Annotated in this window: 13 protein-coding genes; 7 read left to right on the top strand and 6 right to left on the bottom strand. The window is 60.7% G+C overall.

Annotated elements, in window-relative coordinates; translation table 11 throughout:
* Nucleotides 1–23 precede the first annotated feature (23 nt).
* Nucleotides 24–266 carry a type II toxin-antitoxin system CcdA family antitoxin gene (locus AWB74_RS41785; RefSeq protein WP_061152393.1) on the bottom strand — a complete coding sequence of 81 codons (243 nt, stop codon included), beginning with the start codon at nt 264–266 and terminating at the stop codon, nt 24–26.
* A 253-nt stretch (nt 267–519) separates the two neighbouring features.
* A complete protein-coding gene (locus AWB74_RS41780) occupies nt 520–981 on the bottom strand; it encodes a TetR/AcrR family transcriptional regulator (protein ID WP_235024910.1) in 462 nt (153 codons plus the stop codon).
* 361 nt (nt 982–1342) lie between these two features.
* On the opposite strand from AWB74_RS41780, the gene AWB74_RS41775 reads away from it, so the two are divergent.
* Nucleotides 1343–2917 carry a methyl-accepting chemotaxis protein gene (locus tag AWB74_RS41775; RefSeq protein WP_407642544.1) on the top strand — a complete coding sequence of 525 codons (1575 nt, stop codon included), beginning with the start codon at nt 1343–1345 and terminating at the stop codon, nt 2915–2917.
* A gap of 395 nt (nt 2918–3312) precedes the next feature.
* Here the strand turns inward: AWB74_RS41775 and AWB74_RS47940 are convergent, their stop codons facing one another.
* Nucleotides 3313–3750 (bottom strand): potassium channel family protein, encoded by a 438-nt coding sequence (locus tag AWB74_RS47940; protein WP_235024909.1) that lies wholly within the window; start codon nt 3748–3750, stop codon nt 3313–3315.
* On the bottom strand, nt 3747–4109 hold the full coding sequence (locus AWB74_RS47935) for a hypothetical protein (RefSeq protein WP_235024908.1): 363 nt from the start codon (nt 4107–4109) through the stop codon (nt 3747–3749). Before AWB74_RS47935 ends, AWB74_RS47940 begins: the two co-directional genes overlap by 4 nt.
* A gap of 590 nt (nt 4110–4699) precedes the next feature.
* Here AWB74_RS47935 and AWB74_RS41760 point away from each other — a divergent pair.
* The 6 genes from AWB74_RS41760 to AWB74_RS41740 all read left to right on the top strand — a co-directional run bounded on the left by AWB74_RS41760 (nt 4700) and on the right by AWB74_RS41740 (nt 11558).
* On the top strand, nt 4700–5122 hold the full coding sequence (locus AWB74_RS41760) for a hypothetical protein (RefSeq protein WP_061152390.1): 423 nt from the start codon (nt 4700–4702) through the stop codon (nt 5120–5122).
* Nucleotides 5123–5766: 644 nt separating this feature from the next.
* Nucleotides 5767–5895, top strand: coding sequence for a hypothetical protein (locus AWB74_RS48320; RefSeq protein ID WP_268811243.1), 129 nt, complete (start codon nt 5767–5769; stop codon nt 5893–5895).
* 92 nt (nt 5896–5987) lie between these two features.
* Nucleotides 5988–7436: a site-specific integrase gene (locus AWB74_RS41755; RefSeq protein ID WP_061152389.1), complete on the top strand. Its 1449-nt coding sequence runs from the start codon at nt 5988–5990 to the stop codon at nt 7434–7436.
* On the top strand, nt 7433–9313 hold the full coding sequence (locus AWB74_RS41750) for a hypothetical protein (protein ID WP_061152388.1): 1881 nt from the start codon (nt 7433–7435) through the stop codon (nt 9311–9313). The genes AWB74_RS41755 and AWB74_RS41750 overlap by 4 nt, the downstream gene beginning before the upstream one ends.
* The gene (locus AWB74_RS41745; RefSeq protein ID WP_061152387.1) at nt 9310–11199 is read left to right on the top strand and encodes an integrase; all 1890 of its coding nucleotides are present in this window, start codon (nt 9310–9312) and stop codon (nt 11197–11199) included. The genes AWB74_RS41750 and AWB74_RS41745 overlap by 4 nt, the downstream gene beginning before the upstream one ends.
* Entirely contained in the window at nt 11196–11558 is a 363-nt protein-coding gene (locus tag AWB74_RS41740; protein WP_061152386.1) for a hypothetical protein, read from the top strand. Before AWB74_RS41745 ends, AWB74_RS41740 begins: the two co-directional genes overlap by 4 nt.
* A 271-nt stretch (nt 11559–11829) precedes the next feature.
* Here the strand turns inward: AWB74_RS41740 and AWB74_RS46690 are convergent, their stop codons facing one another.
* Nucleotides 11830–12612, bottom strand: coding sequence for a fibrobacter succinogenes major paralogous domain-containing protein (locus tag AWB74_RS46690; RefSeq protein WP_160110388.1), 783 nt, complete (start codon nt 12610–12612; stop codon nt 11830–11832).
* 108 nt (nt 12613–12720) lie between these two features.
* Nucleotides 12721–13206, bottom strand: coding sequence for an SET domain-containing protein (locus AWB74_RS41730; RefSeq protein ID WP_061152384.1), 486 nt, complete (start codon nt 13204–13206; stop codon nt 12721–12723).
* Nucleotides 13207–13390 lie beyond the last annotated feature (184 nt).

The raw sequence follows: 13390 nt of genomic DNA, 5'->3' as shown, positions 1-13390 counted from the left end.
CGCATAGACGTCGAATCGCGCCATCAAAACATCCGGTATTCAGCAAGGGGCAATCCGTTCTTTTCGACCCATTCATTGGTGTTTTTGATGAAATCGGCATTCGCCTCTGCCCACCGGCGGCCCTCTTCGGCCTTGATGGCTTCCCGCAACGCCTGCTCACACGTGCGCGAAAAATTAATGCCGAGCTCTTTTGCCCGCTGATAGACATCGACTGGCACGGTGACATTTGTCGCCTTTCGCAGTGGCCTGGCGGTTAAGTTGCCCATGAGCTTTCCTTCACGTTGGTATGCATGCGCATGATCATCAACATGATAGTCCACATGCACCCGGTAACGCATCGGTTTGCTTTTTTTAAGCGTTTCCCGTGAAACTATAAGATTGCGACCCTAAAATCGTCTGAGCGATTCCACAGCTCGGATATGAAGATTCAGGCCGGCCTCGCTGAACAACGCTGTCTCACTCGCGCCGACCATGTGATGGTTGCCCGCCGCGAGCGCTTGGGTCGTCTCGTACGGATGGTCATTCGACCGCGGGCGAGGCCGGCCGCAGGTACGCGAGCAGCATGTCCGCATGCAGGTTGGAAATCGAAGCTTGGCGGTGGTATTCACCGTAATTCCGGCCAGTGAATGCTTGCAGGGTAAAGCGATTGGACACGATGTAGTAGCCAATCTCCACCAGCGTCACGTAGAAGTCGAGCGGGTCGATGCCGTGCCGAAACTCTCCTGCTGCGACACCGCGTTCGATCGTGACGCGCACAAGGTCGATTACCGGAGAGATGGTTTCGCGCAATTTGCTTGAGCGCTCGAGATATCGGCCTTCGTGCAAATTTTCTTTGTTGATGAGGCTCAGCCACTGCGGATTCTCACGTAGGTAAGTCCAGATCGATTGCGCCGATTCGCGTATCGCCGCGGCGGGTTGGAGACCTGACAACTCCAAACTCCCCTCTCGTATTGCGAACCGCGCATACATCGCTTCGAGCACCGCGACGTACAGCCCCTCCTTACTCTCGATTACGCCGATTCAGGATGAGCCGCCGCAAAGACTGCTTGCAGTCGGCGACTCGGGAATTCGGTCGACGGCGGGAGCGAGTCGGAGCGTTCCACGGTCGCTGACCCCAAGCCCGAAGTCAGATTCAAATGCCTCGCGTAGTCCATGGAGCCCCTCACCTTCTCTGTTACAAATTAAGGAGAACAACAAACGTTTGCCGCATGACGTTCAGATTTCGTCAATCTAAAAGTTCGCGCGACCCTGCCGTAAGCCATATCAGGCTTTTAACAGGCCATGATTTGCGCAACGACGATGCGCGAATGAATCCCATTCAAGCGACCAAGAAAGGAAGAACGTGAAACTCCACGGAATGCGAGTGAAAACCAAACTGGCGATCGGTTTCGGCATGCTCACGGGCGCCCTGCTGATCGTCGCGGCGCTCTCCATTGAGGCGCTGCATGAATCGAATCAACGTTTCTCATCATTCGTCGACGGCATCAATACGCGCGCCAGCCTCGCGGCAAGCGTGCGCAACGCCGTCGACCGCCGCGCCATTGCGGCGCGCAACCTCGTGCTCGTTACGAAGCCTGCCGATCTCGAACTCGAGAAGGCCGCCGTCGTCCAGGCGCATGAGGACGTGCAACGCGATCTGCGCAAATTTAACGAGTTGGTCGAGCGTGCGACGGATGTGCCGCCCGATGTGCGGGCTCGCCTGGCGGAGATCAATCGAGTGGAGTCGCTGTATGGGCCTGTCGCGCTCAACATCGTCGACCTCGCGCTCAAGGGCAAGCACGACGAAGCTATCGCCCACATGAACGACGAATGCCGTCCCCTGCTCGCCGCGCTCGTCAAGGCGACGCAGGACTATTCGGACATGACGCATGCGCGCGAAGTACAGCTCGTCGCGGAATCGGCGGCGCATTACGCCTTCTCGCGCATGCTGCTGCTCGGCGTGTGCGCGCTCGCTGTGTTCTCGGCGATCTTCGCGGGCGTGACCATCACGCGCAGCATTCTGCGCGCGCTTGGCGCGGAGCCGGATACGCTGAGCGCCGTCGCGAAGCGCGTCGCGGACGGCGATTTGAGTCCTGTCGCGGACGCGCAGAACGCGCCCGCCGACAGCGTGCTCGCCTCGATGAGCACCATGCAGAAGAACCTCGTCGAACTGATCGGCAATGTGCGCGCTTCCGCTGACAGCATCGCGACCGGTTCGAGCCAAATCGCAACGGGCAACGTCGACCTGTCGACGCGCACCGAAGAGCAGGCCGCGGCGCTTGAGGAAACGGCATCCAGCGTGGAAGAACTGACTTCCACAGTGCGCCAGAACGCCGAGCACGCACAACACGCCAACGTGTTGTCCGCGAACGCATCGGCCGTCGCGCAACACGGCAACGCGGCCGTGAGCCGCATGATCGAGACAATGACGGACATCAGCTCGCGCTCTTCGATGATCGCGGACATCACCGGCATGATCGAAGGCATCGCGTTCCAGACGAACATCCTTGCCCTGAACGCGGCCGTCGAAGCGGCGCGCGCGGGCGAGGAAGGACGCGGCTTCGCGGTGGTGGCCTCAGAGGTGCGCAGTCTCGCGCAGCGATCCTCGAGTGCGGCCAAGGAGATCAAAGAGCTGATCGGGGCCTCAGTGGAACGCATCGCGGAAGGCTCGACCCTCGCCGGCGAAGCGGGCAGGACGATGTCCGAGGTCTTGCACGCCGTCTCGAAAATGCGCGACATCATGAACGAAATCGCGGCGGCATCAACCGAACAGAGCCGCGGCATCGAGCAATTGAGTCAGGCGATCTCGCAGATGGATCAGGTCACGCAGCAGAATGCGGCACTCGTCGAGGAAGCGGCGGCGGCATCGCAATCCCTCGATGAGCAAGGGCGTCGCTTGACCGACGCCGTGTCGTTCTTCCGTTTGGCGACCCACTAATTGTCGATGAGCATCAACGAATACCGCCTTTCCTCGCCGCTTTTGCCCGACAGAGTGTGGCGCCGGCGCGCCCCGATCATGCAACCGAGCTCGTGGGTCGCCGACTCGTGCCGAGCATCACCGCTTACCCCATCTATATGCTCAATGTCGATGGCGTCATCATGACCTGGAACGCGGGCGCGCAGCAGGCCAAAGGCACACGGTGGATAAAATCATCGTCCGAAGCGAGAACTCGCCCGAGGTTATACGAGACAAAGACGCTATTCTCATCCCCCATCGGACCGTGTTCAAGTAGAAGCGCCTGAGGATCTCGGAAAGGTCAATGAAGTCTAACCGCCGAAACCGGCGATAGACGTGAACCCAGCCCGCGATCCAAGGGCTGCCGTTCAATCTGATCACCCATCCGAAAGCCCGCGCAAATGTGCGGGCCAGCGACCCTGAGGAGCCGAGGATGCGCATTGAGGCTCGCGCCAGTCGATGAGGTCGTTGGCAGATGTCTGTTTTCTAGGATCCGCCGTCGGTATAACTCTCTCGGGGGGATAAACGCCGGCGAGACGGGCAATCAAGATAGCGACGAATAAGCTGCCGGTGATTTGTTGAACCATACACATGCCGCGTGCCGGGCGCGTGAGTGGCGCGATGTCGCCGAAGCCCGTGCTCGTGAGAACCGTTAAGCTGAAGTAGAGTGCGTCGGCATAAACGAGCCGACCCGGCTGCCCAACGATCATATACGACTGCGGATAGAAGTATCCGATGCTCGCGTAGACGTACGCCCAGAGGTTCCCGATCAACAGATACGCCGCCGCAGCGCCAAACAGCTTGTCTGGCGTCATGATTTTAGTTGGAAAACGTAGCGAAGAAGATATCCAACAGTGAGCGAATACAGTACAGCGCTGAACATCCACGACACAGCAAGGCTGTCATCGTCGTCGCGCCACAGGCCGAGGTACTGGAACCACATTGCCGGAATGGCAAGAAACAGCGTGATTACGAACGACAGGGTTGTGCGGCCGACTGCTGCAACCGTCGAAATCACAAGGAACATATTTATGATGTTCAGTACGAGGCGACCGCTGTCGCTCGCCGGCACAAACGACACTGCACCGATGAGCGTGAGCAGCACGACAAACAGCCAGAAACAGCGCTGGTAGAAGATGCGCGATAGCGCTTCGCGTGTCGTACGGATGGCCATGACGATCTGTCGCCCGTTCACCTTCGTGGCGGCCGAGCCATCGGGCCGCGTCTGACAGAAGTATAAGCGCTGCACGCCCTTCCCACCCGCCCAGGCCGGCAACAGTCGACCCGCTGCCGACGGGTAAGCTGTCCGCGACCGCAAAGCAGATGACTTAAGTGGTCCGGCTACCGAGCTAATTTCTCGCCGACCAGATCGGCCGGACCTCTGCTGGATGACCGACGTACCCGCTTCGGCCTTATGTGACGATTATCGGACGAAACTTGCACGCCCGTCACGTCGGGAGACAATGTCCGAACCTTTCGACAGCCGAGCGAATGGGCCGACTCGAAGCGCGCGGAACGCGACCCCTGCCACGTAGGCCGACTATGATTTGCCTTGCGACAACCACGAAACTCGGCAAGGGCGCAGTTTCCCGACGCCGAGTCGTGAGCTTTGCGCAGGAACGTCAAGGCGCGCGATGCGCGGCGACGCCGTGACGATGGGGAAACTGACAGCGACATCCGCACCGAACGCCGCGCCGAAGAGCACTTCGGCTTTCACGACAACCCCGCTCGGCCCTGCGCCTGGCGCCACCATCAAGAACAACCATGACATTCAAGATCAAAGCGGCAGACCTCAAGCGCATGGAAGAGGGGCTCGATATCCTCAGCGCGGAGCGCGTTCGACTGGGACAGGCGGTGGGCGTGTTCAATGAAGCACTCGTCTCCGCGCGCGCGACGCTTCAGGCCGCGGTCGATGACTACAATCAGAAGGGCAGAGATGTGCGCGCGGACTTTGAGAATGTGTACCGGGAACTTGAAAAAGCGTACGCCGAGCGTTCGGACGACTGGAAAGACGGCGAAAGGGGCACGGCCGTGAAAGAATGGCTCGACACACTCGAATCGTTCCCTGAAAACATCGTCGATGTATCGCTTGACGAGTTCATTGACGAACTTGAACTCGAAGACCTGGTCGGCGATGACCCGAGGGACGACTTCAAAGACGTGGGCAAGGAAGCGGGTGAAGCATGACAGCCCCCGAAGAAAAATCGACAAGCGCGACGCCGAAGCCAATCAAATCAAAGTTCGGCCGCCTTCGATCCGCGCCGGCTCACACACATACCGCTCAAGCGAGGACTTCAGATTGAGACGTCGCCGCCATCCTGCCCCGCCTCAGCATTTGGCGCACAGGCGTGATTGATTGACGATGGACCTGTGCGCACGGAATTCTTCCGTGATAGCGAAGCAACGGCTGGCCGAGAGAGCAACCATCACCTTGGCGTATTACTATAGGCCTTCGACATCCACGGACGACCGCATTGGAACCTTTGACATCACCGCATGGACTACGAGGGTTCGCGCACCTGATCGAGTCGTTGACGCAGAAGCATCAGGATCCAGCCGAAAGGGCCGCCGTACCGAATTCATGTGATTCACTTGAAACGAAGGATCCTCTGGTCTCGCAAGTGCTCAAGCAGGCAGAGGCAACGCTTCCGACAACTTCGCTGCCCGTGTTTGTTTTTCCCTCCGACAAAAAATCCTCAGCGGCCACTCGGAAGTGAAGCCGGTGGCGCGAACGGACCCGGTCATCGATGCTGCACTTTCCGGGTCGCCATGTAGGCGTCAAACAGGCCCGTATGCAGCCGGCTGAGTTCATCGCGTAAAGCCACCAGCTCGTGCTGGTCGCCTTCATGTTCGCGACGCAAAATCTCCCCGAGCAAGGCAGTGGCACGCGACGCCGGCACATCTCGCTGGATGCGCGCATCAACCAGCCGGCTCGCGAGCGCTGGCTTGAAGACGAGTAGCCAGGCCGTATGCGCAAGTGAAGAACGATTTCCTGATACTCGCAGGCTGTGTTAAAGGGGACACCCCCTAACACAGCATGAGGATCTGGGCGATGACAGCAAGACGAACGACCATCCGGCAACTGCCGCTGACCGAGGTCGTTGACCGCGACACTCCCGGCGCGACGCCGGTCAGCATCACCACGCCCGAGGGCGGCATCATCTATCACACGGTCCCGATCGCAGACCCCGACACCGGCGGGCGGCGCGACACCCGTCCGAGATGGATCGCAGGTACCTTCCCTCTCTTCCCAGTCGTCCGGCTCGCTGACGGCGCGCCGTGGGCTGAGGCGAACCTCTGGCTCATCGACATGATGGAGTCTAAGCCGTCGCCCAACATGCTGACGTTCGCGAGCATCGCAGACGACCTGGTGGCGTTCCGTCGTTATCTGGATGACGAGGGCGTCGACTGGCTGATGTTCCCCGTGAACAAGCGGCAACGTCCGACCTACCGCTACAGTGCCTCGATCAGGCTCGCCGTGCAGGCAGGCGAGCTGTCTGCGGGTGCCGCGAAGCGTCGTATGGGCGCCGTGGTGCGCTTCTATCGCTGGCTCATTACCGAAGCAGGCTTCCGGCCCGCGAACGCGCCGTGGGTCGAATCTGACCGTTTCATCGAGTTCAAGGACCAGAAGGGCTTCAGCAGCGTGATCGAGGTCAAGACCACCGATCTGGCGATCAGCGATCGGCGCGCGGACGACCCGTGGGACGATCGCATTCAGGATGGCGGCCGCCTGCGGCCGCTCCCCTCTTCCGAGCAGTCGGTGCTGCTTGAATCGTTAGCCTCACTCGGCAACACCGAGATGACGCTCGTTCATCTGTTCGCGCTGTTGACTGGCGCCCGCATCCAGACAGTACTGACCGTGCGTGCGAAACACATGGCGCGCAAGCCCGGTGACTTTCACGGCGACGACATCCGGCTCGCCTGCGGGCCGGGTACAGGCATCGACACGAAAGGCGGAGTCAGAGGCGTGTTGCACCTGCCGTGCAGTTTCTATGAACGGCTGTACATCTACGCGCACAGCGATCGTGCGCGCAAGCGTCGCCAACTTGCAGACGGCGGCGATCACTTCGACCAGCCGCTCTTTCTGAGCCATCGAGGTGCGTCGCTCTACGAGGATCGCGCGTCGCGAGGTCCGGTCGGCACTGGCACGCACGTGCGCCGCCACGTCAAGACAGGGCAGGCGGTGCGCCAGTTCATCAGGGACGAACTGTTGCCCATGATGCGCCTGCAGCTCTGTAACCCCAAGTACGAGTTCAGCTACCACGACCTGCGCGCGACCTTTGGACTCAACACGGTCGACGCGATGACAGCGAGCAAGACGAGCTACACGCGGGCGCTGGATCAGTTGCGGCAGTTGATGTGGCACTCGCGGCTGTCCACAACCGAGATTTACGTCAGCTACCGCGAGAACCGCAAGCTGTTCGACGATGTGCAGGACGGCTGGGGCGCGCACCTGTCGACGCTGGTCACGCGGACGCTCGATACCGCGGTGGCAGCATGAACCGCCTCTACGAGGAAGTACACATGCCGCTCGCAGAGGGCACGATGCTGCTGCACCCCGAGCGCGCGGTGCTCAGGTGGGAAGGCCTTAACAGCAGTTCCGATATCGGGCGGATCTGCTACCTGACGCGTGACACGTCGGGCCGTCAGCGCACACGACACACTTTTGACCAAACAAGCTTCAGCAGCGAGCGCGCTAGGATCGTACGCCTGCTGGTGACGCAGCTTTCCGAGCGTATGACCCTTGGCGCGATGCGTCCGAAGACGGTCTACTCTTCTCTTCGCGTTGTGCTTGACTTCGTTAACTGGGCCGACATGCAGGGCTCGCATCAGGTGCTTTGTGACGAGATGGCTTCCGCGGAAGCAGTTCATCGTTACTTCCGTGAGATGCGCGAACAGGTCGCGCTGGGCAGCCTGAACCGCAATACCGTCGCCAACTATCAGCGCAATTTGTTGTCGATGCTACGTGAGCTCTTCAGAAACGACGACTTCTGCACCGATGCGAGAGTGCTGCGCAAGCAAGAGGCCGCTTATGTGCCAACAACTGTGCCAGATGCCGAGGCACAAAGCTCCCTGCTCGCATGGGCCGACGCACTCTTCGGCAGCATCAGCACGCTCGTACTCGACTTCAAGCCATACCCTCTGCGCGTGACCACGGCGCGAGGCGAGAGCCTTTGTCTTGTTCCACTAACACACGGCCGTAGTGACGGCGACGACTCGCGCGGAATGCTTGGCTGGAATCTGGAGACGGGGGAGCCACGCAGCCGGGAAGAACTCATGATGCGTATGGCTGGGGTAGGCGCTAAAAATCCTCGTCAGAACTCGTGGCACATCGCTAGGCGAACGGCTAGACATCTTACGGCGGCGAACGCGGACGCGCAGTCACCGATTCGTCGCTCGCACGCTTCGATAGCGGCATCTTGCTTCGCTGCGCTGTTTCTGGCCGAAACGGGCATCAACCTCGCGCAACTGCTGGACATGACGTGGAGCCCGGGGCTCGCCGCGAGCCTGCAGGATGCGTCAGTTGCCCGTCAGAAGTTCCGCGAGGTCAAGTACCGTGCAGACGGGAAGGACGTCACGTTTACCGTCTCGCTGGGTTTCATGCCGAAGCTTAAGGCGTATCTGGCGTTGCGCGAGTATCTGGTGCAGGACGCAGACTGCGACTCGTTGTTCATTGTGGTCGGGCATCATGCACAGCGACGACGCCCAATGGGTCTCACATCCCTATTTCTGGCTCTGCTTTACAGTCGACTCGACACGCTCGGCATCGTGCTGCCGCGCATTACCGCACGTCAGTGGCGCGCGGCGAAGCAGGATTGGGCAGTGAGCAACCACGGCCCTGTCGTGGCAGCCAGGCTGATGGGCCACTCCCTGGCCACGGCCCTCCATTCGTACTCGAACGGCTCGGACGCCGCGCACAAGGCCGAGATGGGCGCGTTCCTTACTTTGGTTGAGAAGACCGTGCTCAGGCCCGGCAACGACCCGGCGGGCAGCATCAGAAGTGCTGTGGGTGTCTGCATCGAGTTCAACAAGCCTGCGCCAATCGCGGTGTCAGTCACCATACAGCCTGACTGCCACTCGACCGAAGGATGTCTCTTCTGCGAGCAGTACCGCGTACGCGCTGACGCTGCCGACATCCGCAAGCTACTGAGCTGCCGTCATTGCGTCAGGCTCGTGAGCGGACGTGCCGACTCGATCGAGCAGTACGACAGATCGTTCGGCGCCGTGCTCCGGCGCGTTGACTTCCTGCTGGATGAACTGCGCAAGCGCGACGCCGCGCTGGTCCATCAAATCGAGCAGGATGTTGATGTCGAAGGGAATCTGGACGCTTTCTGGTCGGGCAAGCTCGACCAGCTTTACGAATTGGGAGTGGCATGAACAACACGTTGATCGCACCGCTTCCTGGGTGCCCCGACTGGTACCGGGTCGAGGACGATACAGTCGTCACGCGCGACACGGCTGGGAACACTGCTTCGCTGTTTGGTGACGATGCCTGGGACATCCGTGCATACGCGATTGGGTCATGCAGCACCTGTATCTATTTCAGGGGCCATCTGCCTGACGGCGTGAGCCGTGCGCTTTCAGAAGCGACTACGCGTCAATGGAAGCAGGTCATGTACTTTCTGATGCACGAAGCGACAGATACTGTACCGGCGTCCGGTACGCTTGAAGCTCTTTCAATGTACCTGAGGGAGTTCACGTTCTTTGCCGCCGCACGTCAGCTTACGCTCTACGAGGGCCTGTCCAACGTCGCCGTTGTCCTGGACTATGCGGCGCAAGCCGGGATGGAGGCGAAGGCCCAACGCCTTCATTCGATTCTGGTGAAGCTTCACCGTCTGGGCGCCGATACCACAGGGCTGCGCGTACCGCTGGTTCAATTGCATAAGCCTCTCCTTGAACGCTGGGCGCAACACGCTGGATACTCACAATACCCTGCCATCCCGACGCGGATCTACCAGCACTTCCTGTCGACCTGTCAGCATGACCTCGACATCGCTGAGGGCATCGCTGATGTTCTGTCGGACTGCCTCGCACGCGTGTACGCTGGTGAGACGCCTGACGTGCCTGCAGAACTGGTAAAGACTGCTATGTATTTCCGTTGCATGGAACGCCGTTTCGTTGTGTCGTCGCTTGTCGCTTCGGTTAGCACACTATGCCAGCTTGTCATCCTGTCGTTCACCGGCATGCGCGCTGCGGAAGCAGAGACTCTGCCCTACAACTGCCTGAGCGAGACCCGCCTGGACGGCGTGACGCACTACACCATCGAGGGCGTCACAACCAAGCTGTCGGGCGGTCGTGCGAGGCGCGCATGCTGGGTGACCAGTCCGCTCGCTGCTCGCGCCGTCAGGCTCGCGCAACGGCTGTCTGGCGAGGCGCACCGGGCACACGGCGCGCAAGGCTATGCGAAATCGACGGACCGTTCGCACCTGCTATTCTGCCGGATGGGCCTGAATCCGAGTTATGGGTACGTGGCAAACCGGGCCGGGGGTAACATACATGGCGATATCGAAGCCTTTCGTGAGCGCGTGTTCCCGACGATCACTCGCGAGGACATCGCTGAGCTGAAGCGTATCGACATGCATCGCGCCTGGGAAGACGAGCCGAAGTACGCGGTCGGGCAACAGTGGCCGTTCACTCGGCACCAGCTTCGCAGGACCTTGGCCCTCTACGCTCATCGGAGCGGCCTCGTGACGCTCCCGACGCTCAAACGTCAGCTGCAGCACATCACGCAAGAGATGTCGATGTATTACGCGCGCGGTTCGGCGTTCGCGAAGGGCTTCATCGACACCGACAGGACCCACTTCGCGAAGGAATGGGCCGAGGCACAAGGCCTGTCCGAATACCTTGCGTACGCCGAGCAGGTGCTTTTCTCTGACGAGCGGCTATTCGGCGGGCACGCAGCGTGGACGCAGAGCCGCGCCGTGCAGGCCTCGCCTGTGTCCGTCTACTCGCGCGAGCAGACGATCAGGATGTTCGAGAAGGGCGAGCTGGCGTACCGCGAGACGGTGCTGGGCGGCTGTGCCAGCGTCGAGCCGTGCAAATCGATGCCGCTCGACTGGATGCGTCTGGATTGCCTTGAATCGAACTGCCAGAATCTCATCGTCGTGCCGTCGAAGCTTCAGCGAGTCATCAAGGCGCAGCGGGCTACGGTCGAGAAGCTACGCTCTTTTGACGAAGCGAGCGTCGAATACCGTATCGAGGCGCAGGTGCTGCAACGACTGCTTGACGCGCAGGAGAAACTGATCAAACCGGAGGCAGCATGAGCGACGCCATGGCCGACTACCACGCCGCCCTTGAGCGGCTGAAGAAACGAAAAGGAGTGCGTATCAACAATGACACAGTGGCGATCGAGGCGGGCCGCAAGAAGGGCAGCATCAAGAAGTCGCGCCCGCAGTTCGCCGGGCTGATCGAAGCGATCGACGCGGCCAACGCAGTCGCCGGGCGCCCGAAGCTCGAACTCACCGAGCGTCTGAACCGCGCGAAGGGCGACGCAAAGGATCTGCAGGCACAGCTCGACGAATCGCTGGCTCGCGAGCTCGCACTGCTGCGTCAGGTGTTCAACCTGCGCAAGGAACTGGCCGCGCTACGTGGCGGTAGCGTCCTGCCCCTGCACCCGCGCTAGATCGAGGCGGGCGTTTTCGCTCGAAACGGGCACCCGGGCTGCTTCACCTGCGTCGACCTGGTGCTCGCGAAGGTTCCCGCTACGAGTCACCCGGCGTAGTGACGTATCAAATTCGATCGTGGTTCTGTGATACCGCTGAACGGGTCAAGGGCGGGCGCAGTCCGGCGCAGCGGACCCTTGACGCGCGATGGTTTGACACGCTCCAGCATGGTCGGATGCCCGGCTTTGTCGGGCTTCCGGCCATGCGAAACCTGCGGTGAAAGATGGACACTCAGACGGTCGCTCTGTCCACTTTTTCGGCCGATCTGATGGACACTCCGCAGACTGCTGATTCCAGCATTTTCAAGGCTCCGGCTGATGTCCATTGTTTTTCTCTTGCGCGTAAGGCCGGGAACCACATATAGTCCTCGATTTCGCCAGTACCGGAAAAGTCAGCATCGAAGCGCCGACGCAGCGCATCCAGCGACGCGTCCCGAAGCCCGGCAATCAATGCGGCGAACCGTGACGGTGCCAGCCACGCCAGCTCTGCAAACAGTGGCCACGCCGCATCGAGGCCGGCCGCTCGATAGCGCGCTTCGGTCATCCAGGCAAGTGGCGACGGGATGCGCCACCACGATTCGATCGTGTCGACGGCGTCAGTGGCCGCCGCCCAGTCCCCCGTGCGAAGCCATAGCGGCGCGGCGTGATTCTCGTTGTGATTCCCGCAAAACATCAGTGGTGCCGCGCGCTGGGCGAGCGAGCGCCAGCACGGTGTCGACCACGCATGAGCGTCCTGTGCGGGCAGCACTTGTTGGACCGCAGGGATCACATGATTCTCGAGGTGTCGCCGGACCTCGGCCAACTCCGCGTGGTCGGTCAGTGGAAGATTTGACCCGTTCTCGAGTTCGCGAACAAGCACCGTCATCGCAGGCAGCACGCTGTCGTCAGGGTATTCGCTGGCGAGCTGCGTCAGTGCGGCTCGCGCGTCCACCGCATGGCGACGCTGCAATTGCTCCACGACGTCATTGCGCAGTACCACGTCGCGGCTGTCGGCAAATATATCGAGCTGTTGCATGCTTTGCTGCATCGCCGTCGCACTCAGGAATGTCGTCGATGAAGAGCGATCAGGCTAATCCATTTCAACGCGTCGAGGAAGCGGTCGCCGGTGCTTTCGGCGGTCTTTTCACGGATCGCCTTGTGCCAGGTGCGCCTCATAACAAGTAGCCTGCCGACGCGCATCCAGCATCGTGCCTCGACAGTGGCGAGCGCCGCACCGACATGTGTAAAGGCGCTTGAGCGCCGCCGTTCGGCGCCCTTCGACATCGAGCGCGTAATCGATGAAGATCTCTGCGCCCTCTTCAACCTTGCGTGTCGCCCGGATGAAGATCCGGTCGCCCTCCTGTTCGGCTTCACAGTTGGGCGCGCAACTGTGATTAATCCAACGCGCGGAGTTGCCGCCTTGTGCGCCATCGATCATGCGTCCGTCGTCGAGCCCGAAAAAGAACGTATGCCCGTCTTCTGCGGCCGACCGTTCATACCGGCGCTGTGCCTCTTTCGCCGAGATGATCTCGCCTTTGTACTCGAGGATCAGATCACCCACGGGGATCGTCGCGGCGGCGAACACACCACGACCATGAATGGGCGAGTGACGGACTGCAATGCGGCGCATAGTTAAGACTCTGACGTGAAGGGGTCAATAAAATCTGCCCTAGTGTGCCGACAGGCATAATCGCATCATCGCATGTCAGCCTGTCAAGAAATGTCCGATCCGCCTCATCGCACGAAACTCAAACGCAAGCCGGCGCGCGGCACCCTGGTGCGCTATGAAGACCGGATCGCGGAAGTTCTGGGCG

The organism is Caballeronia arvi, from assembly GCF_001544695.2.
Lineage (GTDB): Bacteria > Pseudomonadota > Gammaproteobacteria > Burkholderiales > Burkholderiaceae > Caballeronia > Caballeronia arvi.
This window is presented reverse-complemented; position numbering and strand designations above follow the sequence as displayed.